Annotated in this window: 25 protein-coding genes, 1 other RNA gene and 36 other annotated features; of the genes, 22 read left to right on the top strand and 4 right to left on the bottom strand. The window is 56.3% G+C overall.

What is annotated here, in order from left to right; genetic code table 11:
• Positions 1–95: 95 nt before the first annotated feature.
• Positions 96–761, bottom strand: a protein-coding gene (gene rcsB / locus STM2270) for a LuxR/UhpA family response regulator in two-component regulatory system with RcsC (RefSeq protein NP_461212.1). Within the gene, positions 96–746 belong to an annotated coding region; the region does not span the whole gene.
• Positions 756–761, bottom strand: a ribosome-binding site (putative RBS for rcsB; RegulonDB:STMS1H002405). (Overlaps the previous gene by 6 nt.)
• A gap of 1 nt (position 762) precedes the next feature.
• Positions 763–3448, bottom strand: a protein-coding gene (yojN, locus tag STM2269) for a putative sensor/kinase in regulatory system (RefSeq protein ID NP_461211.1). Within the gene, positions 763–3432 belong to an annotated coding region; the region does not span the whole gene.
• Positions 3443–3448: a ribosome-binding site (putative RBS for yojN; RegulonDB:STMS1H002404), on the bottom strand. It overlaps the preceding gene by 6 nt.
• A gap of 281 nt (positions 3449–3729) precedes the next feature.
• Positions 3730–3735: a ribosome-binding site (putative RBS for micF; RegulonDB:STMS1H002403), on the top strand.
• Here yojN and micF point away from each other — a divergent pair.
• From micF to yojI, 6 genes are all read left to right on the top strand, one after another.
• A non-coding RNA gene (micF, locus tag STM2268) (regulatory RNA) lies at positions 3730–3910 on the top strand. Its footprint overlaps the feature before it by 6 nt.
• Positions 3900–3914 (top strand) — a protein binding site (putative binding site for IHF, RegulonDB: STMS1H000222). (Overlaps the previous RNA gene by 11 nt.)
• A 5-nt stretch (positions 3915–3919) precedes the next feature.
• Positions 3920–3932 (top strand) — a protein binding site (putative binding site for OmpR, RegulonDB: STMS1H000333).
• A 49-nt stretch (positions 3933–3981) separates the two neighbouring features.
• Positions 3982–3992: a protein binding site (putative binding site for OmpR, RegulonDB: STMS1H000332), on the top strand.
• Positions 3989–3997, top strand: a -35 signal (putative -35_signal for ompC; RegulonDB:STMLTH004531). It overlaps the preceding feature by 4 nt.
• Positions 3989–5297, top strand: a protein-coding gene (gene ompC / locus STM2267; protein NP_461210.1) for an outer membrane protein 1b (ib;c). Within the gene, positions 4161–5297 belong to an annotated coding region; the region does not span the whole gene. It overlaps the preceding feature by 9 nt.
• Positions 4005–4013 (top strand) — a -10 signal (putative -10_signal for ompC; RegulonDB:STMLTH004531). It overlaps the preceding gene by 9 nt.
• Positions 4014–4026, top strand: a protein binding site (putative binding site for OmpR, RegulonDB: STMS1H000327).
• Positions 4034–4048: a protein binding site (putative binding site for Lrp, RegulonDB: STMS1H000255), on the top strand.
• Positions 4148–4153, top strand: a ribosome-binding site (putative RBS for ompC; RegulonDB:STMS1H002402).
• 100 nt (positions 5298–5397) lie before the next feature.
• Positions 5398–5403, top strand: a ribosome-binding site (putative RBS for apbE; RegulonDB:STMS1H002401).
• Positions 5398–6464 (top strand): putative thiamine biosynthesis lipoprotein gene (gene apbE / locus STM2266; protein ID NP_461209.1). Within the gene, positions 5412–6464 belong to an annotated coding region; the region does not span the whole gene. It overlaps the preceding feature by 6 nt.
• Positions 6312–6332: a protein binding site (putative binding site for Ada, RegulonDB: STMS1H000002), on the top strand. Its footprint overlaps the gene before it by 21 nt.
• A gap of 28 nt (positions 6465–6492) precedes the next feature.
• Positions 6493–6501 (top strand) — a -35 signal (putative -35_signal for ada; RegulonDB:STMLTH004530).
• The gene (gene ada, locus STM2265) for an AraC/Xyl family transcription activator/repressor (protein ID NP_461208.1) occupies positions 6493–7606 on the top strand. Within the gene, positions 6545–7606 belong to an annotated coding region; the region does not span the whole gene. (Overlaps the previous feature by 9 nt.)
• Positions 6512–6520: a -10 signal (putative -10_signal for ada; RegulonDB:STMLTH004530), on the top strand. Its footprint overlaps the gene before it by 9 nt.
• Positions 6536–6541 (top strand) — a ribosome-binding site (putative RBS for ada; RegulonDB:STMS1H002400).
• Positions 7517–7525: a -35 signal (putative -35_signal for alkB; RegulonDB:STMLTH004529), on the top strand.
• Positions 7517–8259, top strand: a protein-coding gene (gene alkB, locus STM2264; protein ID NP_461207.1) for a DNA repair system specific for alkylated DNA. Within the gene, positions 7609–8259 belong to an annotated coding region; the region does not span the whole gene. The genes ada and alkB overlap by 90 nt, the downstream gene beginning before the upstream one ends.
• Positions 7534–7542 (top strand) — a -10 signal (putative -10_signal for alkB; RegulonDB:STMLTH004529). (Overlaps the previous gene by 9 nt.)
• Positions 7598–7603: a ribosome-binding site (putative RBS for alkB; RegulonDB:STMS1H002399), on the top strand.
• Positions 8260–8321: 62 nt before the next feature.
• Positions 8322–8327: a ribosome-binding site (putative RBS for yojI; RegulonDB:STMS1H002398), on the top strand.
• The gene (gene yojI / locus STM2263) for a putative ABC-type multidrug/protein/lipid transport system (RefSeq protein ID NP_461206.1) occupies positions 8322–9978 on the top strand. Within the gene, positions 8335–9978 belong to an annotated coding region; the region does not span the whole gene. (Overlaps the previous feature by 6 nt.)
• Positions 9979–10186: 208 nt before the next feature.
• On the opposite strand, the gene eco is transcribed toward yojI, so the two are convergent.
• Positions 10187–10681, bottom strand: a complete 495-nt coding sequence (gene eco, locus STM2262; RefSeq protein NP_461205.1) for an ecotin — start codon at positions 10679–10681, stop codon at positions 10187–10189.
• Between the two features lie 397 nt (positions 10682–11078).
• Positions 11079–11084: a ribosome-binding site (putative RBS for napF; RegulonDB:STMS1H002397), on the top strand.
• Here eco and napF point away from each other — a divergent pair.
• From napF to ccmH, 15 genes are all read left to right on the top strand, one after another.
• The gene (gene napF, locus STM2261; RefSeq protein NP_461204.1) for a ferredoxin-type protein occupies positions 11079–11586 on the top strand. Within the gene, positions 11095–11586 belong to an annotated coding region; the region does not span the whole gene. (Overlaps the previous feature by 6 nt.)
• Positions 11563–11568: a ribosome-binding site (putative RBS for napD; RegulonDB:STMS1H002396), on the top strand. (Overlaps the previous gene by 6 nt.)
• The gene (napD, locus tag STM2260) for a periplasmic nitrate reductase (RefSeq protein ID NP_461203.1) occupies positions 11563–11839 on the top strand. Within the gene, positions 11576–11839 belong to an annotated coding region; the region does not span the whole gene. Before napF ends, napD begins: the two co-directional genes overlap by 24 nt.
• Positions 11825–11830 (top strand) — a ribosome-binding site (putative RBS for napA; RegulonDB:STMS1H002395). (Overlaps the previous gene by 6 nt.)
• Positions 11825–14322 (top strand): periplasmic large subunit nitrate reductase gene (gene napA, locus STM2259; RefSeq protein NP_461202.1). Within the gene, positions 11836–14322 belong to an annotated coding region; the region does not span the whole gene. Before napD ends, napA begins: the two co-directional genes overlap by 15 nt.
• Positions 14314–14319: a ribosome-binding site (putative RBS for napG; RegulonDB:STMS1H002394), on the top strand. (Overlaps the previous gene by 6 nt.)
• Positions 14314–15024, top strand: a protein-coding gene (gene napG / locus STM2258; protein NP_461201.1) for a ferredoxin-type protein. Within the gene, positions 14329–15024 belong to an annotated coding region; the region does not span the whole gene. Before napA ends, napG begins: the two co-directional genes overlap by 9 nt.
• Positions 14998–15003 (top strand) — a ribosome-binding site (putative RBS for napH; RegulonDB:STMS1H002393). (Overlaps the previous gene by 6 nt.)
• The gene (gene napH / locus STM2257) for a ferredoxin-type protein (protein ID NP_461200.1) occupies positions 14998–15880 on the top strand. Within the gene, positions 15011–15880 belong to an annotated coding region; the region does not span the whole gene. Before napG ends, napH begins: the two co-directional genes overlap by 27 nt.
• Positions 15881–15995: 115 nt before the next feature.
• Positions 15996–16445, top strand: coding sequence for a periplasmic small subunit nitrate reductase of cytochrome C550 (gene napB, locus STM2256; RefSeq protein NP_461199.1), 450 nt, complete (start codon positions 15996–15998; stop codon positions 16443–16445).
• Positions 16446–16451 (top strand) — a ribosome-binding site (putative RBS for napC; RegulonDB:STMS1H002392). It abuts the gene before it with no gap.
• The gene (napC, locus tag STM2255; RefSeq protein ID NP_461198.1) for a periplasmic nitrate reductase occupies positions 16446–17057 on the top strand. Within the gene, positions 16455–17057 belong to an annotated coding region; the region does not span the whole gene. Its footprint overlaps the feature before it by 6 nt.
• Positions 17058–17063, top strand: a ribosome-binding site (putative RBS for ccmA; RegulonDB:STMS1H002391).
• Positions 17058–17695, top strand: a protein-coding gene (gene ccmA, locus STM2254) for an ABC superfamily (membrane) heme exporter protein (RefSeq protein ID NP_461197.1). Within the gene, positions 17078–17695 belong to an annotated coding region; the region does not span the whole gene. It overlaps the preceding feature by 6 nt.
• Positions 17676–17681: a ribosome-binding site (putative RBS for ccmB; RegulonDB:STMS1H002390), on the top strand. (Overlaps the previous gene by 6 nt.)
• Positions 17676–18351 (top strand): ABC superfamily (membrane) heme exporter protein gene (ccmB, locus tag STM2253; RefSeq protein ID NP_461196.1). Within the gene, positions 17692–18351 belong to an annotated coding region; the region does not span the whole gene. Before ccmA ends, ccmB begins: the two co-directional genes overlap by 20 nt.
• Before the next feature lie 31 nt (positions 18352–18382).
• Positions 18383–18388: a ribosome-binding site (putative RBS for ccmC; RegulonDB:STMS1H002389), on the top strand.
• Positions 18383–19140, top strand: a protein-coding gene (ccmC, locus tag STM2252) for a heme exporter protein (protein ID NP_461195.1). Within the gene, positions 18403–19140 belong to an annotated coding region; the region does not span the whole gene. (Overlaps the previous feature by 6 nt.)
• Positions 19125–19130 (top strand) — a ribosome-binding site (putative RBS for ccmD; RegulonDB:STMS1H002388). Its footprint overlaps the gene before it by 6 nt.
• Positions 19125–19349 (top strand): heme exporter protein C gene (gene ccmD, locus STM2251; protein NP_461194.1). Within the gene, positions 19137–19349 belong to an annotated coding region; the region does not span the whole gene. Before ccmC ends, ccmD begins: the two co-directional genes overlap by 16 nt.
• Positions 19335–19340: a ribosome-binding site (putative RBS for ccmE; RegulonDB:STMS1H002387), on the top strand. (Overlaps the previous gene by 6 nt.)
• Positions 19335–19825 (top strand): periplasmic heme-dependent peroxidase gene (ccmE, locus tag STM2250; RefSeq protein NP_461193.1). Within the gene, positions 19346–19825 belong to an annotated coding region; the region does not span the whole gene. Before ccmD ends, ccmE begins: the two co-directional genes overlap by 15 nt.
• Positions 19808–19813: a ribosome-binding site (putative RBS for ccmF; RegulonDB:STMS1H002386), on the top strand. (Overlaps the previous gene by 6 nt.)
• Positions 19808–21753 (top strand): cytochrome c-type biogenesis protein gene (gene ccmF / locus STM2249; protein NP_461192.1). Within the gene, positions 19822–21753 belong to an annotated coding region; the region does not span the whole gene. Before ccmE ends, ccmF begins: the two co-directional genes overlap by 18 nt.
• Positions 21739–21744, top strand: a ribosome-binding site (putative RBS for ccmG; RegulonDB:STMS1H002385). It overlaps the preceding gene by 6 nt.
• The gene (gene ccmG, locus STM2248; RefSeq protein NP_461191.1) for a heme lyase/disulfide oxidoreductase occupies positions 21739–22307 on the top strand. Within the gene, positions 21750–22307 belong to an annotated coding region; the region does not span the whole gene. The genes ccmF and ccmG overlap by 15 nt, the downstream gene beginning before the upstream one ends.
• Positions 22293–22298, top strand: a ribosome-binding site (putative RBS for ccmH; RegulonDB:STMS1H002384). It overlaps the preceding gene by 6 nt.
• The gene (ccmH, locus tag STM2247) for a putative heme lyase subunit (RefSeq protein ID NP_461190.1) occupies positions 22293–23347 on the top strand. Within the gene, positions 22304–23347 belong to an annotated coding region; the region does not span the whole gene. The genes ccmG and ccmH overlap by 15 nt, the downstream gene beginning before the upstream one ends.
• 43 nt (positions 23348–23390) lie before the next feature.
• On the opposite strand, the gene narP is transcribed toward ccmH, so the two are convergent.
• Positions 23391–24051, bottom strand: a protein-coding gene (gene narP, locus STM2246) for a response regulator in two-component regulatory system with NarQ (or NarX) (protein NP_461189.1). Within the gene, positions 23391–24038 belong to an annotated coding region; the region does not span the whole gene.
• Positions 24046–24051, bottom strand: a ribosome-binding site (putative RBS for narP; RegulonDB:STMS1H002383). Its footprint overlaps the gene before it by 6 nt.
• A 710-nt stretch (positions 24052–24761) precedes the next feature.
• Positions 24762–24767: a ribosome-binding site (putative RBS for STM2245; RegulonDB:STMS1H002382), on the top strand.
• Here narP and STM2245 point away from each other — a divergent pair.
• Positions 24762–25331, top strand: a protein-coding gene (locus STM2245; RefSeq protein NP_461188.1) for a putative outer membrane protein. Within the gene, positions 24768–25331 belong to an annotated coding region; the region does not span the whole gene. It overlaps the preceding feature by 6 nt.
• The last annotated feature ends 130 nt before the right edge of the window (positions 25332–25461 follow it).

Here is a 25461-nt window from a genome sequence, read left to right as displayed (position 1 = left end):
CGGATGGCGGCGTCGCCTGTCCGGCCTGTAAAAGATGAGTCGACTGGTAGGCCTGATAAGCGTAGCGCCATCAGGCTGGGTAACATAAAAGCGATTTATTCTTTGTCTGTCGGACTCAGGGTGACAGAAGAGAGATAGTTGAGCAGCGCGATATCATTCTCTACGCCCAGTTTCATCATCGCCGATTTCTTCTGGCTGCTGATGGTCTTAATGCTGCGGTTGAGCTTCTTGGCGATTTCGGTGACCAGGAAACCCTCGGCGAACAGGCGTAATACTTCGCTCTCTTTTGGCGACAGACGCTTATCGCCGTAACCGCCTGCGCTGATTTTCTCCAGCAGACGAGAAACGCTTTCTGGGGTGAATTTTTTGCCTTTTTGCAGCGCGGCCAGCGCCTTAGGCAGATCGGTTGGCGCACCCTGTTTGAGTACGATCCCTTCAATATCAAGATCCAACACGGCGCTCAGGATCGCCGGGTTGTTGTTCATGGTCAGAACGATAATAGACAGGCTCGGAAAATGACGCTTGATGTACTTGATCAAGGTGATCCCATCGCCGTATTTATCTCCCGGCATGGAGAGGTCAGTGATCAACACATGCGCATCTAATTTCGGCAGGTTGTTGATCAATGCTGTGGAATCTTCAAATTCGCCGACAACATTCACCCACTCGATTTGTTCAAGTGATTTGCGAATACCGAACAGTACAATCGGGTGGTCATCGGCAATAATTACGTTCATATTGTTCATGTATTGGGCTACCTTGCTACAGCAAGCTTTTGACGTAGGCGTCAATGTCGCTGATATATTTTTCTATACCTGGAGCATCTTTCTCACGAATCAGATGTTCCAGCGTTTCACATAACTGCTTGCCGGGTACCAGATTAAGCATGGCAAACACCCCTTTCAGGCGGTGGGCCGTTTGGGCCAGCGCAGCGAAATCGCTGGTTGCCGCCTCAGTATACAACCTCTTAACATCATCCGGTACTGTGTCTACAAATAGCGCATAATAGCCGCTGGCATGAAGCTCGGCATTTTCATCTCCGCCGAGCGGGGAGGCGGGAATCTCTTCCTGCGCCAGCTGCTCTTCGATAAGTTGTAGTACAGCTTCCTGCATAGCATTGCTCATATTAAAGTTGACGCGCAACTGACCCGGGCCAATTTTCCGCACGCCTGACTCATCATCGCTTAAAAGCAAGCCCGAGGCAGTAAGATTAGACGGATTATCCGTTAAAAAGAGATCATATTCTTGACTTATCTGCCTTTCATCCGGCGTGATGCAGGTGGCGCCCCAGTTTTCTAACTGACGCAGCACAATCGCGCGAACCTCGTTGGACGTCACATCGACCATCACGCTCACGTCGTCCAGCAGGCGCTCTTCGACCTGAGTATGCTGATCGTGAGGAAGCATTTTGACATGAACGGTATAGCGCGTGCCCAGCGTTTCTCGCGCTTTAATGTTGAGATGACCGCCCAGTTTGCGCGCCAGTTGATTGCACAGCCAGAAGGTGAGCGGATTCGCTTTGCCGTAACGATCGCCCTGCGTTTCATTCATATACGGGAAATGCAGATTATCAATCTCGTTTAACGTTACACCTTCGCCCGTATCCAGAATACGGAAAGTCAGACGCTCCGCGATAGATTCATCCTGCTCGACTTCAAGCGTAATTTTACCCATAGCGGTCGTTGTGACGGCATACTGAATCAACAGCAGCAAAATCCGGCGCAGGGCGTCACGATCGCCCCAGCGTTCATCGTTGCCGCTAAGATGGTTATTAATCAGCAGTTGCAGCCCTTTACGCTTAATGGCGGGCAGCACTTCCGGCACGACTTCGTCAATAAGATCCTGCAGGGAGAACAGCGTGGCTTCGCTCTTCCATGCGTCATTTTCCAGCATATTCGCCAGTTGGATTTCATCGATCATACGTACCAATACATCCGCCTGATCCGCCAGTTTCAGGCTTTCCGGCGTGGTGACTGCTGCGGCGTTAACCGCCAGTTGGCGTACGGGCTCTTTAAGCGTGTTGCTGATATTTTGCATAAAGGCGGCGCGGCCCTGCTGATTCTTCTCATACAAACGCTGCGCCTGTTTAAGCTTCTTATTCACCAGCACTTCCCGGTCCTGATCGCGAATAATAAAGATCTGCGTGCGGGGAGCGATCTGGCTGCGAAACAGACGGATCTCATACAGTTCGTTATTAATTGTCGCCTGAATCACGCCCTGATGCTGTTCCGCCATGCTGGTAATATTTTGCAGGTTAAGATGCGGCAACAGATGATCGGCGATTTTATTGCTGATCACGGTGCGGTTGCCTTCCTGATCGTAGACCAGCAGACCCAGCGGCAGCAGAGAAACTATCTCTTCATTAATGGCGCGTAAGACGCGAAGCTCATTATTCGCCGCGTTGCCGGATGTCGATTCCGTCGACCGTCCCGGCTGATGACGGAACGTGGCGTAGCCAAATAACGCCAACGCCAGCAGCCCGATGTTCAGCAGTAAAGGCAGCAAAATATTTTGCAACGTATCAAGCAAAAGCGTACCGAACGGTACCTGCCAGATCAGGCGCATTCCGGTAGAGTTAAGCGCTGAGGAGATCTCAATTTTTGAACCGTTAAAGCTAATCGTGACGCTATCAGGCGCTTCCTTTTCACTGCTTCGCCCCGTCGCTTGGGTTGCGTCAGGCTCTATCCGAAAACTGTCCAGCGGCATTCCCGGCGGGATTAAATCATTAATGGGCAGATCAAACGCCACCACGGTTGCCAGATGTCCTGGCTGATTGAAGGTCGTGCGCAGCGTAAAATAGTGACCGTTTTGCCAGGCCAGTTTTCGCAATGAGGAGAAACTTTCGCGCTCATCCAGCGCATTCGCCTGCTGCAACATCTCTGCCCGGCGGGAATCGACGATATTGCCAATAGTGGACTCTTTAAAGCCGGAAGAGAGATCTTTCAACGGTAGGGTAGAGATAAGAATCAGGCTGTTATCCTGTCCGTTGAGGTAATACATGGACCACGGCACGTTTTCCGCGCCCCACAGCGTATCCAGATAAGTTGACATACGCTGCGTCATTTCCAGCGTGGCGCTGTCATGGGAACCGAAAATCAGCGCTTCAGTTTTACGTCGCGGCTTTTCAAGATAATACACATCCTGCTTCAGACGCGTTTCCTGAAGTCCTTCACCTGTCGATGGCGTAGTGGTCGCGGCGATGTTGTCATAAATTTGCCAGGTAACATACCGCCAGGTATCCACGCGTTTATGAATAGCGTGGGTGATATCGACAATTTGATAGCTTTTGTCTTTCAACCAGGCGTTGACGGCGCTCTGTACCATAACGCCCATCGTTACCAGCAGCACAATGATCAGCAATAAGAAGAAACGGGTAATGCTTCCCGGTAGAAGGGAGAATCGGGTAGAGACCGTTGTGTCAGACTGACTCATTTATGTTTACGACCTGTAAAAGCAACGCTGAAGGTGAAGGGCAGTATAAAGGGTAATGAATGAATTTCCAGACTCTTACGTCATGCCGGGCAACTTAACACGCGCTCCGTCGGCGGGACGGGAAAAGCGTACAACCTTCGCAGAACGGTACAAATATAAAGACTACTTATAAATGTTTAGCACTAAATATCAAGAAATTATTTGCTAATGTCTTACGAACGGTCGAGCAGGGGAGTGTAGTGAATAACCGTGATAGTTTTAGGCAGGTAGCATAAATCAGCCGGGTGTGTCTGAAAAAGGGTAAAAAAAACCGAATGCGAAGCATCCGGTTGAAATAGGGGTAAACAGACATTCAGAAGTGAATGACGGTAATAAATAAAGTTAATGATGATAGCGGTCACTATTTTAGTTGCGAATGAAGATTCTGTTTTATCATTCAGTGCTATGAATTTCATCAATTTAACCCGTTGATTTTAAAAGTTTCGTGAATATATTTTGTCTATTTGTGCTTATTTTTACTTGATTTTTGCTTTAAAAAAGTTCCGTAAAATTCATATTTTGAAACATCTATGTAGATAACTGTAACATCTTAAAAGTTTTAGTATCATATTCGTGTTGGATTATTCTGTATTTTTGCGGAGAATGGACTTGCCGACTGGTTAATGAGGGTTAACCAGTAAGCAGTGGCATAAAAAAGCAATAAAGGCATATAACAGAGGGTTAATAACATGAAAGTTAAAGTACTGTCCCTCCTGGTACCAGCTCTGCTGGTGGCGGGCGCAGCGAATGCGGCTGAAATTTATAATAAAGACGGCAACAAATTAGACCTGTTTGGTAAAGTTGATGGCCTGCACTACTTCTCTGACGACAAAGGCAGCGATGGCGACCAGACCTACATGCGTATCGGCTTCAAAGGCGAAACGCAGGTTAACGATCAGCTGACCGGTTATGGCCAGTGGGAATATCAGATTCAGGGCAACCAGACTGAAGGCAGCAACGACTCCTGGACGCGTGTGGCGTTTGCGGGTCTGAAATTCGCTGATGCAGGTTCCTTCGATTATGGTCGTAACTACGGCGTAACCTATGACGTGACCTCCTGGACCGACGTTCTGCCGGAGTTCGGCGGCGACACCTACGGCGCTGACAACTTTATGCAGCAGCGTGGTAACGGCTATGCTACCTACCGTAACACCGACTTCTTCGGCCTGGTGGATGGTCTGGACTTCGCGTTACAGTATCAGGGCAAAAACGGCAGCGTGAGCGGTGAAAACACCAACGGTCGCAGCCTGCTGAACCAGAACGGCGACGGTTACGGCGGATCGCTGACTTATGCAATCGGCGAAGGCTTCTCTGTCGGTGGCGCTATCACCACGTCTAAACGTACTGCCGATCAGAACAACACCGCTAACGCTCGCCTGTATGGTAACGGCGATCGCGCCACGGTTTACACCGGCGGCCTGAAATACGATGCGAACAACATCTATCTGGCAGCGCAGTATTCTCAGACCTATAACGCAACCCGTTTTGGTACCTCTAACGGTAGCAACCCGTCCACCTCTTACGGTTTTGCCAACAAAGCGCAGAACTTTGAAGTGGTTGCTCAGTACCAGTTCGACTTTGGTCTGCGTCCGTCTGTGGCTTACCTGCAGTCTAAAGGTAAGGACATCAGCAACGGTTACGGCGCCAGCTATGGCGACCAGGACATCGTAAAATACGTTGATGTCGGCGCGACTTACTACTTCAACAAAAACATGTCCACCTATGTTGATTACAAAATCAACCTGCTGGATAAAAACGACTTTACCCGCGATGCGGGCATCAACACCGACGACATCGTAGCGCTGGGTCTGGTTTACCAGTTCTAATCAGCAAAAGATGTTGCTAAAGGGCCTGCGGGCCCTTTTTTCATGCCTTATTCCGGCGTACAAATACGACGTTTTGATATACGCTTGCGTCCATTCGAATGAGGATAAACAGCGATGAAAATGACTTTTTGCCGGGCCGTGTGTCTGGCGGCGGCTTTTCTACTTATGGGCTGCGATGAGGCTCCCGAAACGACAACAGCGTCACCTGCCGCTCAGGTGCTGGAAGGTAAAACGATGGGGACTCTCTGGCGGGTGAGCGTGGTTGGTATCGATGCGAAACGCGCCGCAGAGTTACAGACTAAAATCCAGACTCAGCTTGATGCTGATGATTGGTTGCTTTCTACCTATAAAAATGACTCCGCGTTGATGCGTTTTAACCATTCACGCAGTCTTGCGCCCTGGCCGGTCAGCGAAGCCATGGCGGATATCGTGACCTCGGCGCTGCGTATTGGCGCGAAGACGGATGGCGCGATGGATATCACCGTGGGCCCGCTGGTCAATCTGTGGGGGTTTGGGCCGGATCGGCAGCCGCTGCATATCCCAACACCAGCACAAATCGATGCGGCAAAAGCGAAAACAGGCCTGCAACATTTGCAGGTTATCGACAGGGCTGGACATCAGTTTTTGCAAAAAGATCTGCCGGATCTTTATGTTGATCTCTCCACGGTCGGGGAGGGCTATGCGGCGGATCATCTGGCGCGTCTGATGGAGCAGGAGGGCATTGCGCGTTATCTGGTCTCGGTGGGCGGCGCATTAAGCAGTCGCGGGATGAATGCGCAGGGGCAGCCGTGGCGCGTCGCGATTCAGAAGCCGACCGACCGGGAAAACGCAGTGCAGGCGATTGTGGATATCAACGGGCATGGCATCAGCACCTCCGGCAGCTACCGTAACTATTACGAGCTGGATGGCAAGCGTGTCTCGCACGTTATCGATCCGCAAACGGGGCGCCCCATTGAACACAATCTGGTATCGGTTACGGTCATCGCGCCAACGGCGTTGGAAGCGGACGGCTGGGACACCGGCCTGATGGTGCTTGGTACGCAAAAGGCGCAAGAGGTCGTGCGGAGGGAAGGGCTGGCGGTATTTATGATCATGAAAGAAGGTGAAGGCTTTAAAACCTGGATGTCGCCGCAGTTCAAAACGTTCCTGGTGAGCGATAAGAATTAAAACGCAAGATTACGGGTTTTTGTGGGCGGATTTACGGACACACTGCATGTAAGCAAGCACTATGCTTAATGAAGGAGTCTATGATGAAAAAAGCGTTACTTATCGATGATGAATGCTGGCTGCGGGTGCAGGCGCGCGATGCCAGCGCGGATGGGCGTTTCGTTTTTGCGGTGCGAACCACCGGCGTTTTTTGCCGTCCTTCTTGTCGCTCGAAGCGGGCGTTACGTAAAAATGTTCGCTTTTTTGCCAACGCGCAGCAGGCGCTGGACGCCGGTTTTCGCCCCTGCAAGCGCTGTCAGCCGGATAATGCGCGCGCGCAGCAACGGCGGTTGGATAAGATTGCCTGCGCCTGCCGTTTGCTTGAGCAGGAGACGCCGGTAACGCTGGCGTTTCTGGCGCAGGCGGTGGCGATGAGCCCGTTTCATCTGCACCGTCTGTTTAAAGCGAGCACCGGAATGACGCCGAAAGGGTGGCAGCAGGCGTGGCGCGCCCGGCGGCTGCGTGAGGCTTTGGCGAAAGGAGAGCCGATCACGGCGGCTATTTACCGCGCTGGCTTCCCGGATAGCAGTAGCTACTACCGTCATGCCGACCAGACGCTGGGCATGACGGCAAAACAGTTTCGCAAAGGCGGCGATAATGTCTCCGTTCGCTATGCGCTGACGGACTGGGTTTACGGACGGTGCCTGGTGGCGGAGAGCGAGCGGGGGATTTGCGCGATTCTCCCCGGTGATAGCGACGACGCGCTACTGGCTGAATTACACACCCTTTTCCCGTCGGCCCGCCACGAACCTGCTGACGCGCTTTTTCAGCAACGGGTGCGGCAGGTTGTCGCGGCTATCAACACACGCGATGTGCTGCTCTCGTTGCCGCTGGATATCCAGGGAACCGCGTTTCAACAGCAGGTCTGGCAGGCGTTATGCGCAATTCCCTGCGGCGAAACCGTAAGCTATCAACAGCTTGCCGCGACTATCGGCAAACCCACGGCGGTACGCGCGGTCGCCAGCGCGTGCGGCGCGAATAAACTGGCGATGGTGATCCCGTGTCATCGGGTCGTGCGTCGCGATGGCGCGCTCTCCGGTTATCGTTGGGGCGTGCGTCGAAAAGCGCAGCTATTAAAGCGAGAAGCGCAAAAAGAGGAGTAGCAATGCTGGATCTATTTGCTGATGAAGCGCCCTGGCAAGAGCCCCTGGCGCCTGGCGCGGTGGTGTTGCGCCGCTTTGCGTTTCGCGCGGCGCAGTCGCTATTAGACGATATCGGGTTTGTCGCCAGTCAGTCTCCGTTTCGTCAGATGGTGACGCCGGGCGGCTACACCATGTCGGTGGCGATGACCAACTGCGGCGCGTTAGGGTGGACTACCGATCGTCACGGTTATTGTTATGCCGTGCGCGATCCGTTGACTGATAAACCCTGGCCTGCGCTGCCGTTATCGTTTGCCAGCGTATGTCGTCAGGCGGCAATCGCGGCAGGGTATGCGAGCTTCCAACCGGACGCCTGCCTGATCAATCGCTACGCGCCCGGCGCAAAACTGTCGCTGCATCAGGATAAAGACGAGCCGGATCTGCGCGCGCCTATTGTCTCAGTTTCGTTGGGGGTGCCGGCGGTTTTTCAGTTTGGCGGCCTGCGTCGCAGCGACCCGATCCAGCGGATCTTACTGGAGCATGGCGATATCGTGGTCTGGGGCGGCGAGTCCCGGCTGTTTTATCATGGTATCCAGCCGCTTAAAGCGGGCTTTCATCCCATGACCGGTGAATTTCGTTACAATCTCACCTTCCGTCAGGCAGCTGAAAAAGAATAAAAATAAGAATTATTATTGCTGTGCAGGTGGAGTTAGTTAAACTGCGGGCTGTTATTATCGGTCCGGGTTGTATGCATGGAACTTCTTATTCTTGTCTGGCGGCAGTACCGCTGGCCATTTATTAGCGTGATGGCGCTGAGCCTCGCCAGCGCGGCGCTGGGGATTGGCCTGATCGCGTTTATCAATCAGCGCCTGATTGAAACGGTGGACACCACCGTCATGGTGCTGCCGGAATTTCTCGGTCTGCTCCTGTTACTAATGGTCGTCACATTAGGTTCCCAACTGGCGCTCACCACTCTGGGACACCATTTCGTTTACCGCCTGCGCAGCGAATTTATCAAGCGCATTCTGGATACGCACGTTGAACGCATTGAGCAACTGGGCAGCGCCTCTTTACTGGCCGGTCTGACCAGCGATATTCGCAATATTACTATCGCCTTTGTGCGTCTGCCTGAGCTGGTGCAGGGCATTATCCTCACCGTCGGCTCGGCGGCGTATCTGGCGATGCTATCGACAAAAATGCTGCTGGTTACGGCTATCTGGATGGTGGTCACTATCTGGGGCGGATTTGTGCTGGTGGCGCGGGTTTACCAGCATATGGCGACCCTGCGCGAGACCGAAGATAAGCTGTACAACGACTATCAGACGGTGCTGGAAGGACGCAAAGAGCTGACGCTAAACCGCGAGCGTGCGGAGCAGATTTTTCAGCAATGCTATACCCCGGACGCCAAAGAGTACCGTCATCACATTATCCGTGCCGATACTTTTCATCTGAGCGCCGTCAACTGGTCGAATATCATGATGCTGGGAGCGATAGGCCTGGTCTTCTGGATGGCGAATAGTCTCGGCTGGGCGGATACCAACGTCGCGGCGACCTATTCACTGACGTTGCTGTTCCTGCGCACGCCGCTGCTGTCTGCGGTGGGGGCGTTGCCAACGCTACTGACCGCCCAGGTGGCGTTTAATAAACTGAATAAATTCGCGCTCGCCCCGTATAAGCCTGATTTTCCACAGCCGAAAGCCTTTCCCGACTGGAAGACGCTGGAGCTGCGCAACGTGGTTTTCCACTATCAGGATAACGCGTTTTCCGTGGGGCCCATCAACCTGACGATTCACCGCGGCGAACTGCTGTTTTTAATTGGCGGCAACGGTAGCGGGAAATCGACGCTGGCCATGTTATTGACCGGTTTATACCAGCCGCAATCGGGAACGATTTTACTTGACGGTCAACCTATTGCCGCCGGGCAGCCGGAAGATTATCGCAAACTGTTTTCTGCGGTGTTCACCGATGTGTGGTTATTCGACCGCCTGCTGGGGCCGCAGGGGAAACCCGCCAATCCCGCGCTGGTCGAAAAGTGGCTTGAGCACCTGAAAATGACGCACAAGCTGGAACTAAACGACGGGCGCATCTTGAATCTTAAACTGTCGAAAGGGCAAAAAAAGCGCATTGCACTGCTGCTGGCGCTGGCGGAAGAGCGCGATATTATTTTGCTGGATGAGTGGGCCGCCGATCAGGACCCGCATTTCCGCCGGGAGTTTTATCAGGTACTGTTGCCGTTAATGCAGGAAATGGGCAAAACCATTTTCGCCATCAGCCATGATGATCACTATTTTATTCACGCCGATCGTCTGCTTGAAATGCGTAACGGGCAGTTAACCGAACTCACCGGCGACGAACGTGACGCCGCTTCGCGTGATGCGGTTGCGCGTACTGCGTAATGGATTATGGCGCCGGATAAACCGCCTGATGGCAGCCCTACGTCCGCACGCGGGTAGGCCTGATAAGATGCCACGCGTCGCCACCAGGCATCGGGGTATTTTTTGCTGCGGGCGAGCGGGTTTCCAGACGTGTTTTAAAAAGAACCCCGGAGCGCTGCGTGAGTCGGCGTGTTCAGATGCCCGGTAAGTGTGACCGGGCAGCGTAACATCATCGCGCGACGGCGTTCTGTACGTTAGCGTCCGCTTTCCAGATGCGGTATTTCACGTCCACATTCGCCGGGGTATACACCACGATCGGCAGCTTGCTGTTGTAGCGCAGCATCCCGTCTTCACCCAGCCAGGCGGTGACGAATTTTTGCTCTTTCTTACCTTCAGGGCAGGCCATCATGGTTGATACCGGAGAGGTGACGTTATCAAAGACATAATAGTCATAGCCCCAGCCTTCCAGCGTTTTTGTTTCCAGCGTGCCGCCGAGGCGATGCTGGTTACAATCCACATTCAGCGTTTGGCCAATCAACAGTTCCACTTTGAGGGTAGATTCATCCTGCTGAGGGGTAAGGGTTATCACTTGCCGCTTCATTCCTTTTTCCGCCTGCGGATAGGGGGCGATTTTTTCCAGCGGCTGGGCGGTATCGCCATTGTTAGCCCAGGCAGAGGCGCTGGCGAGGGCGGCGAAGACGACGGCAGGGACAAACATCTTCATTTGATTGTTCACAGTATTTCCTTTCTGCTGTTTTCGGTATTCACTGACAACAGATTAACACATTCATATTATCTATTAATCTGTATTTACTCATATTTTCAAGATTATTAATAAAATAGCGTCTTTTTATATAGTGGAATATTCTGATATTGATAATGTAAATGAAATTATCAGCTATTAGTGGTTTTCGTTATATAAATATCTATATAACTCATTGAAATGTGAGAAAAAGCACGTTTACGGGTCTTTACCCGGCACTCTTTTGATCCGGCAACAGCATTTACCTCTATCGGGGTATGCATCTCTTACACATCCTGAAATATCTTATTTACAAAAACAACTACTCATAAATTGTACGGTTTTTATTGGTATTCACTCCCTATGGAAGCGTGTCGTTATGGAAGGGCGATATCATGGTTGATTTATCCCGTCGAAGCATGTTGACCGGCAGTTGGCGCAACGCCAGCAATGGGATTCTTCCGCCGTGGGCCAGAGAAACGACCTATTTTCTCGCACATTGTCTGCGTTGCGACGCCTGCATCCAGGCGTGTGAGGCCGACATCCTGCAGCGAGGGGCGGGGGGATATCCGAGCGTAGATTTCAAACGGGGCGAGTGCAGCTTTTGTTATGCCTGTGCGCAGGCCTGTACCGAATCGCTTTTTCTTCCGCGCCACACCAGGGCCTGGGATCTGGTTTTTACGCTCACGGAAAACTGCCTCGCCAGGCAATCGGTTGAATGCCATCGTTGCCAGGACAGTTGTGAACCTATGGCCATTACCTTTCGTCCCACGTTATCCGGTATTTACCAGCCGCAGCTTGACTCGCAGGCCTGTAACGGATGCGGGGCGTGTGTGGCTATCTGCCCCGTGTCAGCCATCAAAGCGGAGAACCACCATGCGCACTAACTGGCAGGTCTGTAGCCTGGTCGTGCAGGCCAAAAGTCAGAACATCGCCGCCATTGGCACACAGTTGAACACGTTGCCGGGTTGCGAAGTCGCGTTAAGCGATGTTGAAAGCGGGCAACTGATCGTGGTGGCGGAAGCAGATCAGAGTGAAACGCTGATGCAAACAATTGAGTCAGTACGCAATGTCGAGGGCGTACTGGCGGTGTCGCTGGTTTATCACCAGCAGGATGAGCAAGGTGAGGAAACACCATGAAACTCAGTCGTCGTAGCTTTATGAAAGCTAACGCCGTTGCGGCCGCTGCGGCGGCTGCCGGTCTGAGCGTGCCGGGCGTCGCCCGCGCCGTTGTCGGGCAGCAGGAAGCCATCAAATGGGATAAAGCGCCGTGCCGTTTTTGCGGAACGGGTTGCGGTGTGTTGGTGGGAACGCAGCAGGGCCGTGTGGTCGCCTGCCAGGGCGACCCCGACGCGCCGGTCAACCGTGGTCTGAACTGCATTAAAGGCTACTTCCTGCCCAAAATCATGTACGGTAAAGATCGTCTGACGCAGCCGATGCTGCGCATGAAAGACGGCAGCTATCACAAAGACGGCGAGTTTACGCCGGTGAGCTGGGAACAGGCCTTCGATGTGATGGAAGAGAAGTTTAAAACCTCCCTGAAAGAGAAAGGACCAGAAGCGATCGGCATGTTTGGATCGGGTCAATGGACCATCTGGGAAGGCTATGCCGCCGCGAAACTGTTCAAGGCTGGTTTCCGCTCTAACAACATCGACCCGAATGCGCGTCACTGCATGGCCTCGGCGGTGGTGGGCTTTATGCGCACCTTTGGCATGGATGAACCGATGGGCTGCTACGACGATATTGAGCAGGCCGATGCGTTTGTGCTGTGGGGTTCCAACATGGCGGAGATGCACCCGATTTTATGGTCGCGCATCACTAACCGCCGTTTGTCCGACCCGAACGTGAAGGTTGCCGTCCTCTCCACCTTCCAGCACCGCAGCTTTGAACTGGCGGACAACGGTATTGTCTTTACCCCGCAAAGCGATCTGGTGATCCTTAACTATATCGCGAATTACATTATTCAGAACAACGCGGTAAATCAGGATTTCTTCACAAAGCATGTGAACCTGCGTAAAGGGGCGACGGATATCGGCTACGGCTTACGCCCGACGCACCCGCTGGAAAAAGCGGCGAAGAATCCGGGCTCCGACGCTTCCGAGCCGATGAGCTTCGACGAGTATAAAGCCTTCGTGGCAGAATATACGCTGGACAAGACCGCTGAAATGACCGGCGTGCCGAAAGATCAACTGGAACAGTTGGCACAGCTCTACGCCGATCCGAATAAGCGCGTGATCTCTTACTGGACGATGGGTTTTAACCAGCATACCCGCGGCGTGTGGGCGAATAACCTGGTTTACAACCTCCATCTGCTGACCGGAAAAATCTCCCAGCCTGGCTGCGGTCCTTTCTCGCTGACAGGCCAGCCTTCCGCCTGCGGTACGGCGCGTGAAGTGGGAACCTTCTCACACCGTCTACCCGCAGACATGGTCGTGACGAACGAAAAACACCGTGATATCTGCGAAAAACACTGGCAGATCCCCGCTGGCACTATTCCGGCAAAAGTGGGTTTACACGCGGTGGCGCAGGATCGCGCGTTGAAAGACGGCAAGCTGAACGTCTACTGGGTAATGTGTAATAACAATATGCAGGCCGGGCCGAACATCAATGAAGATCGGATGCCGGGCTGGCGCGATCCGCGTAACTTTATCATTGTTTCCGATCCTTACCCGACGGTGAGCGCGCTGTCTGCGGATCTGATCCTGCCGACCGCCATGTGGGTTGAGAAAGAAGGCGCTTACGGCAACGCCGAACGCCGCACGCAGTTCTGGCGTCAGCAAATTAAAGCGCCGGGCGAAGCTAAATCCGACCTCTGGCAACTGGTGCAGTTCTCCCGTCGTTTTAAAACCGAGGAGGTCTGGCCGGAGGCGTTGTTGGCTCAGAAGCCGGAGCTGCGCGGCAAAACGCTGTATGACGTTCTGTTCGCCACGCCGGCGGTCAGCAAATTCCCGCTGAGCGAGCTGAAAGAGGATCAGTTAAACGATGAGTCTCGTGAGCTGGGCTTCTATCTGCAAAAAGGGCTGTTTGAAGAATACGCCTGGTTTGGACGTGGCCACGGGCACGATCTGGCGCCGTTCGACGATTACCACAACGCGCGCGGTCTGCGCTGGCCGGTCGTGGAAGGCAAAGAGACGCAATGGCGTTACAGCGAAGGCAACGACCCGTATGTAAAAGCGGGGGAAGGGTACAAATTCTACGGTAAACCGGATGGCAAAGCGGTGATCTTCGCGCTGCCATTTGAACCCGCGGCGGAGTCGCCGGACAACGAGTACGATCTGTGGCTTTCCACCGGTCGCGTGCTGGAACACTGGCATACCGGCAGTATGACGCGCCGCGTGCCTGAATTGCATCGCGCCTTCCCGGAAGCGGTGGTCTTTATTCACCCGCTGGATGCGAAAGCGCGCGATCTGCGTCGTGGGGATAAGGTTAAAGTGTCGTCCCGCCGCGGCGAAGTGATTTCGATTGTCGAAACGCGTGGACGTAACCGTCCGCCGCAGGGACTGGTGTATATGCCGTTCTTCGATGCCGCTCAGCTAGTGAACAACCTGACGCTGGATGCGACGGACCCGCTCTCTAAAGAGACGGACTTCAAGAAGTGCGCCGTTAAGCTGGCGAAGGTGTAACGCGTTATGTCCCGTACAGCGAAACCCCAAAATGGCCGCCGCCGCTTCCTGCGTGATGTTGTGCGCACTGCGGGCGGGCTGGCGGCGGTTGGCGTGGCGCTGGGCTTGCAACAGCAAACCGCGCGCGCATCGGGCGTGCGGCTGCGTCCGCCTGGCGCGCTGAATGAAAATGTCTTCGCCAGCGCCTGTGTGCGCTGCGGGCAGTGCGTTCAGGCGTGTCCATACGACACGCTAAAACTGGCGACGCTGGCCTCCGGACTATCGGCAGGCACGCCCTATTTCGTCGCTCGCGACATCCCCTGCGAAATGTGTGAAGACATTCCGTGCGCCAAAGTCTGCCCCAGCGGGGCGCTGAATAAAGATATCGCCTCCATTGATGACTCGCGCATGGGGCTGGCGGTGCTGCTGGATCAGGAAAACTGCCTCAACTTTCAGGGGCTGCGCTGCGACGTTTGTTACCGCGAATGCCCGAAAATCGATGAGGCCATCACGCTGGAGCTGGATCGCAACATGCGCACCGGCAAACATGCGCGCTTTCTGCCCACCGTACACAGCGACGCCTGTACCGGCTGCGGCAAATGCGAAAAAGTCTGCGTACTGGAGCAACCAGCGATAAAAGTGTTGCCGTTGTCATTGGCGAAAGGGGAGTTAGGACACCATTACCGCTTCGGCTGGCTGGAGGGGAAAGATGGCAAATCGTAAACGCGACGCCGGGCGAGAAGCGCGGGCGAAAAAAGGCTGGTGGCGTAGCCACCGTTGGCTGGTGTTACGCCGTATCAGCCAGTTTATGGTGCTGGGGATGTTTCTCAGCGGCCCGTGGCTGGGCTTTTGGGTTTTGCATGGCAACTACAGCAGTAGTTTGCTGTTCGATACCCTCCCGTTGACCGATCCGCTGATTACCCTGGAAAGTCTCGCCAGTGGACATCTTCCCGCTACCGTGGCGCTGACGGGAGCAGTGATTATCGCTGTGCTGTATGCGCTGGCGGGAAAGCGATTATTTTGCAGTTGGGTTTGCCCGCTAAACCCCGTTACCGATTTGGCTAACTGGATGCGCAGGAAATTTGACCTGAACCAGTCTGCGACGATTCCACGCCATATACGGTACGTCCTTCTGGTGGTGGTGTTAATCGGTTCGGCGTTGACCGGCACGCTGCTGTGGGAATGGATTAATCCCGTGTCGCTGTTAGGTCGTAGTCTGATTATGGGATTTAGTAGCGGCGCGTTGTTGATTATTGCTTTGTTTTTATTTGATTTATTAGTCGTTGAGCACGGTTGGTGCGGTCATATTTGCCCGATGGGCGCGCTGTATGGCGTGCTAGGCAGTAAAGGCGTAGTGACCGTGACGGCCAAAAAACGTGAGAAATGTAATCGCTGTATGGATTGTTTTCATGTTTGCCCGGAACCGCATGTGCTACGTGCGCCGGTGCTGGATGAGCAAAGCCCGGCGCAGGTCACTCACCGCGACTGCATGACCTGCGGTCGCTGCGTGGATGTCTGTTCTGAGGATGTTTTTACAATAACGATACGCAACATCATTCGGGATGCATCGCGGCGGTAAGCGAGGAAATCCCCGGGAGCATAGATAACGATGTGACTGGGATTTTCGAGCGCAGCCAACAAAGAGGCAGCTCGAAGGATGAAGTGTAAATGCGATGGAGTTCGGGAGCGAAACAATGAAAAGCCATGACCTGATGAAAGCGCTGTGTCAATGGATGGCCACGCTTGCCCTGGTGGTAAGTGGTGCGGTTTGGGCGGCAAACGGAGTGGATCTGAGCCAGTCGCCGGAAGTATCCGGGACGCAGGAAGGGGCGATTCGTATGCCGAAAGAGCAGGAACGTATGCCGCTAAATTACGTCAACCAGCCGCCGATGATCCCGCACAGCGTCGAGGGCTACCAGGTGACGACCAATACCAACCGCTGTCTGCAATGCCACGGCGTGGAAAGTTATCGTACGACGGGCGCGCCGCGTATCAGTCCGACGCACTTTATGGACAGCGACGGTAAAGTGTCGGGCAACGTCGCGCCGCGTCGTTATTTCTGCCTGCAGTGCCACGTACCGCAGTCTGATACCGCGCCGATTATCGACAATACCTTTACCCCCTCGCAAGGTTACGGGAAATAAGAGGTCATTATGGAAAATTCTAACCGTAAACCCGGCTGGATAAAGCGCGTCTGGCGATGGTGGCGCAGCCCCAGCCGCCTGGCGTTGGGGACGCTGCTGTTAATCGGTTTTATCGGCGGCATCATCTTCTGGGGCGGCTTCAATACCGGAATGGAAAAGGCTAACACCGAAGAGTTTTGTATTAGCTGCCATGAAATGCGCAACACGGTGTATGAGGAGTATATGGAAACCGTCCACTACAACAACCGTAGCGGCGTTCGTGCCACCTGTCCTGACTGCCATGTGCCGCATGAGTGGGGGCCGAAGATGATCCGTAAGATCAAAGCCAGTAAAGAGCTGTATGCGAAGGTATTTGGGCTGATAGATACACCGCAGAAATTTGAAGCTCATCGCCTGACAATGGCACAAAATGAGTGGCGGCGCATGAAAGACAACAACTCGCAGGAATGCCGTAACTGCCACAATTTCGACTTTATGGATCTGACCGCGCAAAAAGGCGTCGCGGCGAAAATGCACGATCAGGCGGTAAAAGATGGACAGACCTGTATCGATTGCCACAAAGGGATCGCGCATAAACTGCCGGATATGCGTGATGTTAAACCAGGTTTCTGACAGGACGTTGATGAGTGGGAATGCTTGAAGCCAGAGATCTGTACTGCGAGCGGGACGAGAGGACGCTGTTTCGCGGGCTGTCGTTCACCGTGGAGGCCGGGGAGTGGGTGCAGGTCACCGGCGGCAACGGCGCCGGAAAAACCACCCTGCTGCGCCTGCTGACCGGGCTGGCGCGCCCGGACGGCGGGGAGGTGTACTGGCAGGGCGAACCCCTGCGCCGCGTGCGCGACAGCTTCCATCGCAGTCTGCTGTGGATAGGGCACCAGCCGGGGATCAAAACCCGCCTGACGGCGCGGGAGAACCTGCACTTCTTCCACCCCGGCGACGGCGCGCGTCTCCCGGAGGCGCTGGCGCAGGCCGGGCTGGCGGGATTTGAGGACGTGCCGGTCGCTCAGCTCTCGGCCGGGCAGCAGCGCCGGGTGGCGCTGGCCCGCCTGTGGCTGACCCGCGCCGCGCTGTGGGTGCTCGACGAACCGTTCACCGCCATTGACGTTAACGGCGTGGCGCGCCTCACCCGGCGGATGGCGGCGCACACGGCGCAGGGCGGGATGGTCATTCTCACCACCCACCAGCCGCTGCCGGGGGCCGCGGACACCGTCCGCCGCCTGGCGCTGACCGGCGGGGGGGCCGGGCTGTGATGTGGCGTGTCTTCTGTCTCGAACTGCGCGTGGCGTTCCGCCACGGCGCGGACATCGCCGGCCCGCTGTGGTTCTTCCTGATGGTCATCACCCTGTTTCCGTTAAGCGTCGGGCCGCAGCCGCAGCTGCTGGCGCGTATCGCGCCGGGCATCATCCAGGTGGCGGCGCTGCTGGCCTCGCTGCTGGCGCTGGAGCGGCTGTTTCGCGACGACCTGCAGGACGGCAGCCTGGAGCAGCTGATGCTGCTGCCGGTGCCGCTGCCGGCGGTGGTGCTGGCGAAGGTGCTGGCCCACTGGGCGGTGACCGGCCTGCCGCTGATTATGCTCTCCCCGCTGGTGGCGCTGCTGCTGGGGATGGACGTGTACGGCTGGAAAATCATGGCGCTGACGCTGCTGCTCGGCACGCCGGCGCTGGGGTTTCTCGCCGCGCCGGGCGTTGCGCTGACGGCCGGGCTGCGGCGCGGCGGCGTCCTGCTGGGCATTCTGGTGCTGCCGCTGAGTGTCCCGGTGCTGATTTTCGCCGCCGCGGCGATGGACGCGGCATCGATGCATTTACCCGCTGACGGCTATCTGGCGGTGCTGGGAGCGCTGCTGGCGGGCAGCGCGACGTTAAGCCCGTTCGCCACCGCGGCGGCGCTGCGCCTCAGCGTGCAGTAGCGCCCCGGCGCGACGGACATTTTACTGGTTTCAGGAGGTCAGGTGACGACTATGTGGAAAACCCTTCATCAGCTGGCGGCGCCGCCCCGGCTGTATCAGATTTGCGGCAGGCTCGTGCCGTGGCTGGCGGCGGCCGGCATCATTGTGCTGGCCACGGGCTGGGTCCGGGGCTTTGGTTTCGCCCCGGCGGACTACCAGCAGGGGGAGGGCTACCGCATTATGTACCTGCATGTCCCGGCGGCCATCTGGTCGATGGGTATCTATGCGGCGATGGCGGTGGCGGCGTTCACCGGGCTGGTCTGGCAGATGAAAATGGCCAGCCTTGCCGTCGCGGCGATGGCGCCGGTGGGGGCGGTGTACACCTTCATCGCGCTGGTCACCGGCGCGGCGTGGGGCAAACCGATGTGGGGCACCTGGTGGGTGTGGGACGCGCGCCTGACCTCGGAGCTGGTGCTGCTGTTTCTCTACGCCGGGGTCATCGCCCTGTGGCACGCCTTTGACGACCGTAAAATGGCCGGGCGCGCGGCGGGCATTCTGGTGCTGGTCGGCGTGGTGAACCTGCCGGTTATCCACTATTCCGTCGAGTGGTGGAACACCCTGCACCAGGGCTCGACGCGGATGCAGCAGAGTATCGACCCGGCGATGCGCTCGCCGCTGCGCTGGGCCATCGCCGGCTACCTGCTGCTCTTTATGACGCTTTCGCTGATGCGGATGCGCAACCTGATTTTACTGATGGAAAAACGCCGCCCGTGGGTGAGCGAACTGATACTGAAAAGGGGGCACCGGTGAGTCCGGCATTTTCATCGTGGAGCGATTTTTTCGCCATGGGCGGGTACGCCTTTTTTGTCTGGCTGGCGGTGGCGATGACCGTGGCGCCGCTGGCGCTGCTGGCGCTGCACACGGTGCTGCAGCGCCGGGCCATTCTGCGCGGCGTGGCGCAGCAGCGGGCGCGCGAGGCGCGGATGCGTGCCGCACAGGCGCAACAGGAGGCCGCGTGAACCTGCGACGTAAAAACCGGCTATGGGTGGTCTGCGCGGTGCTGGCGGGCCTGGGGCTGACCACCGCCCTGGTCCTGTACGCGCTGCGCGCGAATATCGACCTGTTCTATACCCCCGGCGAAATCCTCTACGGCAAGCGCGAGACGCAGCAGCTGCCGGCGGCGGGCCAGCGCCTGCGCGTCGGCGGGATGGTGATGCCCGGCAGTGTCAGGCGCGACCCGGACTCGCTGAAGGTGAACTTCAGTCTCTACGACGCCGAAGGGTCGGTGACGGTGAGCTATGAGGGGATACTGCCGGACCTGTTCCGCGAGGGGCAGGGGGTGGTGGTGCAGGGCACCCTGGAGAAGGGCAACCACGTCCTGGCGCACGAGGTGCTGGCCAAACATGACGAGAACTACACCCCGCCGGAAGTGGAAAAGGCGATGCAGGAAAACCACCGCCGCCCGCAACGCGCTGATAAGGACACCTCATCATGATGCCTGAATACGGCCACGCGCTGCTGTGCCTGGCGCTCGGCGTGGCGCTGCTGCTGTCCGTTTACCCGCTGTGGGGCGTGGCGCGCGGTGACGCGCGGATGATGGCGTCGGCCGGGGTGTTCGCCTGGCTGCTGTTTATCTGCGTGGCGGGCGCGTTTTTCGTGCTGGTGCACGCCTTTGTGGTTAACGACTTCACCGTGGCCTATGTCGCCGGCAACTCGAACACGCAGCTGCCGGTGTGGTACCGGGTGGCCGCCACCTGGGGGGCGCACGAGGGCTCGCTGCTGCTGTGGGTGCTGCTGATGAGCGGCTGGACCCTGGCGGTGGCGGTGTTCAGCCGGCAGGTGCCGGCGGATATCGTCGCCCGGGTGCTGGCGGTGATGGGGATGGTCTGCGCCGGTTTTCTGGCGTTCATCCTGTTCACCTCCGGCCCGTTCGCCCGCACGCTGCCGGCCTTTCCGGTGGAGGGGCGCGACCTGAACCCGCTGCTGCAGGACCCGGGGCTGATTTTCCACCCGCCGCTGCTGTACATGGGCTATGTCGGCTTCTCGGTGGCCTTCGCCTTCGCCATCGCCGCGCTGCTGAGCGGGCGTCTGGACAGCGCGTTCACCCGTTTTGCCCGCCCGTGGACGCTGGCGGCGTGGGTGTTCCTGACGCTGGGCATCGTGCTCGGCTCGGCGTGGGCCTACTACGAGCTGGGCTGGGGCGGCTGGTGGTTCTGGGACCCGGTGGAGAACGCCTCCTTTATGCCGTGGCTGGCGGGCACCGCCCTGCTGCACTCGCTGGCGGTCACCGAACAGCGCGCCGGCTTTAAGGCGTGGACGCTGCTGCTGTCCATCTGCGCCTTCTCGCTGTGCCTGCTGGGCACCTTCCTGGTGCGCTCCGGGGTGCTGGTGTCGGTGCACGCCTTCGCCTCCGACCCGGCGCGCGGGATGTTTATCCTCGCCTTTATGGTGCTGGTCACCGGCGGCTCGCTGCTGCTGTTCGCCGTGCGCGGGCACAGGGTGCGTTCGCGGGTGAACAACGCGCTGTGGTCGCGCGAGTCGCTGCTGCTCGGCAACAACGTCCTGCTGATGGCCGCCATGCTGGTGGTGCTGCTGGGCACCCTGCTGCCGCTGGTGCACAAACAGCTGGGGCTGGGCAGCATTTCGGTGGGGGAGCCGTTCTTTAACACCATGTTCACCTGGCTGATGGTCCCCTTTGCCCTGCTGCTGGGGGTGGGGCCGCTGGTGCGCTGGGGCCGGGACCGGCCGCGTAACATCAGGACGCTGCTGCTCACCGCCCTGGTCTCCACCCTGGTGCTGTCGGTACTTTTGCCATGGCTGCTGGAAGATAAAATCATCGCCATGACGGCGGTGGGGATGGCGATGGCCTGCTGGATTGCGGTGCTGGCGGTGGCCGAAGCCGTACAGCGCGTGTCCCGCGGCACGAAAACCTCTCTCAGCTACTGGGGAATGGTGGCGGCGCACCTCGGGCTGGCGGTGACGATTACCGGCATCGCCTTCAGCCAGAATTACAGCGTGGAGCGTGACGTGCGGATGCGGGCGGGCGACAGCGTGACCATTCACGACTACCGCTTCACCTTCCGGGAGGTGCGGGACATCACCGGGCCCAACTACCGCGGCGGGGTGGCCCTCATCGGGGTGACGCGCCACGGCGAGCCGGAGGCGGTGCTGCACGCGGAGAAACGGCTCTACAACACCAGCCGGATGGTGATGACCGAGGCGGCGATTGACGGCGGGCTGACCCGCGACCTGTACGCCGCGCTCGGGGAGGAGCTGGACAACGGCGCGTGGGCCGTGCGCCTGTACTACAAACCGTTTGTCCGCTGGATATGGGCCGGGGGACTGCTGATGGCGCTGGGCGGGCTGCTGTGCCTGGCGGACCCGCGCTACCGCCGCCGTAAACCATTGCCGGAGGCCGGATGAAACGCAACGTACTGTTATTACCGCTGCTGATTTTTCTGCTGATTGCCGCGGCGCTGCTGTGGCAGCTGGCGCGCAACGCGCAGGGGGATGACCCGACGAATCTCGAATCGGCACTGACCGGAAAGCCGGTGCCGGCGTTCCGCCTGGAATCGCTGGAGACGCCGGGTCAGTACTATCAGGCGGAGGTGCTGACGCAGGGGAAACCGGTGCTGCTTAACGTCTGGGCCACCTGGTGCCCGACCTGCCGCGCCGAGCATCAGTACCTGAACCAGCTTTCTGCGCAGGGTATCCGGGTGGTGGGGCTGAACTATAAGGACGACCGGGCGAAGGCGGTGGCCTGGTTAAAGGAACTGGGCAACCCGTATGCGCTGAGTTTATCGGACAGCGACGGGATGCTGGGGCTGGACCTGGGCGTGTACGGCGCGCCGGAAACCTTCCTCATCGACGGCAGGGGGATTATCCGCTACCGCCATGCGGGCGATTTGAATGCCCGGGTATGGGAAAGTGAACTGAAACCGCTGTGGGACAGATACAGCCGGGAGGCGGCGCAATGAGACTGTTACCGGGCATGGTGATGCTGATGCTGGTGCTGGTTATCGCCGGGTCAGCGCGGGCGACCACCGACGTGATGCCGTTTAAAGATGAAGCGCAGGAGCAGCAGTTCCGCCAGCTCACGGAGCAGCTGCGCTGCCCGAAATGCCAGAACAACAGCATTGCGGACTCGAACGCGATGATAGCCACCGACATGCGCCGCAGGGTGTATGACCTGATGCAGGAGGGGAAGAGCCGCCAGGAAATCATCGATTACATGGTGGCGCGCTACGGCAACTTCGTCACCTACGACCCGCCGCTGACCCCGCTGACGGTGCTGCTGTGGGTGCTGCCGCTGGCCACCATCGTGGCGGGCGGGTGGATAATCGTCGCCCGCACGCGCCGGCGGGTGCGTATCAGACAGGACGTCCTGGCCGACGCCATTCCTGCGGCGGGACCGCGCGCCGGGTGGGGTGCTTACGTGCCGGGCGTGGTTATGGCGCTGGTCGTGGCCGCCATCAGTTACTCACAGACCGGCAGCTATCCGCAGGTGAGGGCCTGGCAGCAGGCAACGGCGCAGACGCCGGGACTGCTGGCGCGGGCGCTGGACCCGCAGGCGCAGCCGCTGAATGAGGAGGAGATGGCGCGGCTGGCGCTGGGGCTGCGCACCCGCCTGCAGAATGATGCCGGCAATGTTGAGGGCTGGCTCATGCTGGGGCGCACCGGTATGGTACTGGGTAATGCCGGTACCGCCACCGGGGCCTATGCAAACGCTTACCGTCTGGACCCGAAAAACCGCGATGCGGCGCTGGGCTACGCGGAGGCGCTGACGCGCTCGTCCGACCCGGAGGATAACCGCCGCGGCGGGGAGCTGCTGCGTCAGCTGGTGAGCCGCGACCACACGGATATCCGGGTGTTAAGCCTGTATGCGTTCAGCGCCTTTGAGCAGCAGCGCTTTGGCGAGGCGGTGGCGGCCTGGGAGATGATGCTGAAGTTACTGCCGGCGGGTGACGCCCGGCGGGCGGTGATAGAGCGCAGTATCCGGCTGGCGCAGGAGAAATAAGACCCTGACGGCCCGGTGGCGCGGCGCCACCGGGCCTGGCTTGTTACTGCATTCCGCGTGTTTGTAAAAATAGAATGGTCGCCGCGACGCGCGAGCGCACGTTTAGCTTGCGAAGTAGATTACGAATGTGCACCTTAACCGTCTGCTCAGAAATATTCAGTACTGACGCAATTTGTTTGTTAGAAAGCCCCTGCGCCAGCTCATGCAAGACATCTAACTCTCGTTCGGTCAGGATACTAAAGGGATCTTCCTGCGCGCCAAACCGTTCGCGCTCACGCAGATATTCATTGACCCGATCGCTAAAGACTTTACCGCCGTTAGCGCCTTTGCGAATGGCCTCCAGCAGCACTTCCGGATCGCTATCTTTGAGCAGATAACCGTCGGCGCCGGCGTCGATCAGCGCGTAGATGTCGCTGGCGGAATCCGAGACGGTAAGAATAATAATTTGCGCCGTCACACCATCCCGGCGTAGCGCGTTCAGGGTATCTAACCCGCTCAGACCTTTCATATTCAGATCCAGCAGGATCAGATCGGGCTCAATGCGATTCGCCAGATCGATCGCACTCGCCCCGTCACCCGCTTCGGCAACGACATGAAAAGCCGGGTCCAGTTCCAGTAATTGACGAATACCTCGCCGCATAAGTGGATGGTCGTCCACAATAAGCACCTGAAAAGGTGTTACTTCAGGCATGCTGTATCTCCTGAGTTTTATTAGAATGATTATTGTTTTCAGCGCGGAAATCGTCCAGATTTGCCACATTGTCAAGCGCGTAAATTTTACCCTAATTAGTGCATGGGTAAGTAGTAAAACCTGTGACAGGCGAGTAATTAGCTGAACGATAGAAAGGATAAAACAACCCGTTGTGAGAGAAAACAGAATACTCCCTGAAGTTGAATACTGGTCTGGACGCTTTTTTCGGACAATGTGACATAACAGAAGTGTGGCATATGTTGCTGCGCCCTTGCACCCGTAAGTCCAGACTATCTTTACTGGCAGGAAATTTCTTATTAAAAGTCATAGCGTCTAAAGCTTGTCATTATTAACAAATTATTTTAACTGAATTTATTTATGGTTTTATTAATGTCAATGAAATACATCTGAGCAGAACGAATAAACCGCGACATCTGTTAAATTAAATATTAAGTCAATAGCAGAGGTATTTTTATGCGATAAAGAGATTCTGACGATATTCTTATCATAAATGAAAATGTGGTCAGAAATGAGTGTCATTCACTTATAACTTATCCTGGATGTGCCTGAACAACACTCGCGGCGTTTTGAGCACCCGTTGGGGCGACTCAAGGGGAGAACGTAGTGTGGATGCTATATCAGCCGTTTCTGTGAGCGTAAGCGTGGCGTAGAAAATTTTAAATATGTTAGCCGGTTAAAAATAACTATTGACATTGAAATGGTGGTGGAGTGTATATGAAGAGAATATTTATATATCTATTATTACCTTGTGCATTCGCATGTTCTGCTAATGATAATGTTTTTTTTGGCAAGGGCAACAAGCATCAGATCTCTTTTGCTGCGGGAGAAAGTATAAGAAGAGGAGGGGTTGAGCACTTATATACGGCTTTTCTGACATACAGTGAACCCAGCGATTTTTTCTTTTTACAGGCAAGAAATAATCTGGAGTTAGGAGGATTTAAGGCTAAGGGTAGCGATGATTGCAGTAAACATTCTGGCAGCGTTCCCTGTAATAAATATAACCAGGGCGTATTGGGTATCTCGAAGGATGTGGCGCTGGTTCATTTCGCTGGTATCTATACCGGTATTGGTCTGGGGGCTTATATAAAATCTAAGTCGCGAGATGATATGCGTGTCAATTCTGCATTTACCTTTGGAGAAAAAGCGTTTCTTGGCTGGAACTTTGGGGCTTTTTCTACAGAAGCTTATATCCGGCATTTCTCGAATGGATCACTTACGGATAAAAATTCAGGGCATAATTTTGTAGGTGCTTCAATTAGTTATAATTTCTGAAGTTGAATAACAATTAGCGAGTTGCTGGCTGAAGGAGTAATTAATCACCGTACGTTGTCTACAAAACGTGTTGTGAATAGCCGATCGTTATCGACCCTATGGCGACAGGGAGGCTAATTGTTAGCGACAA

Source organism: Salmonella enterica subsp. enterica serovar Typhimurium str. LT2 (assembly GCF_000006945.2).
Lineage (GTDB): Bacteria > Pseudomonadota > Gammaproteobacteria > Enterobacterales > Enterobacteriaceae > Salmonella > Salmonella enterica.
This window is presented reverse-complemented; position numbering and strand designations above follow the sequence as displayed.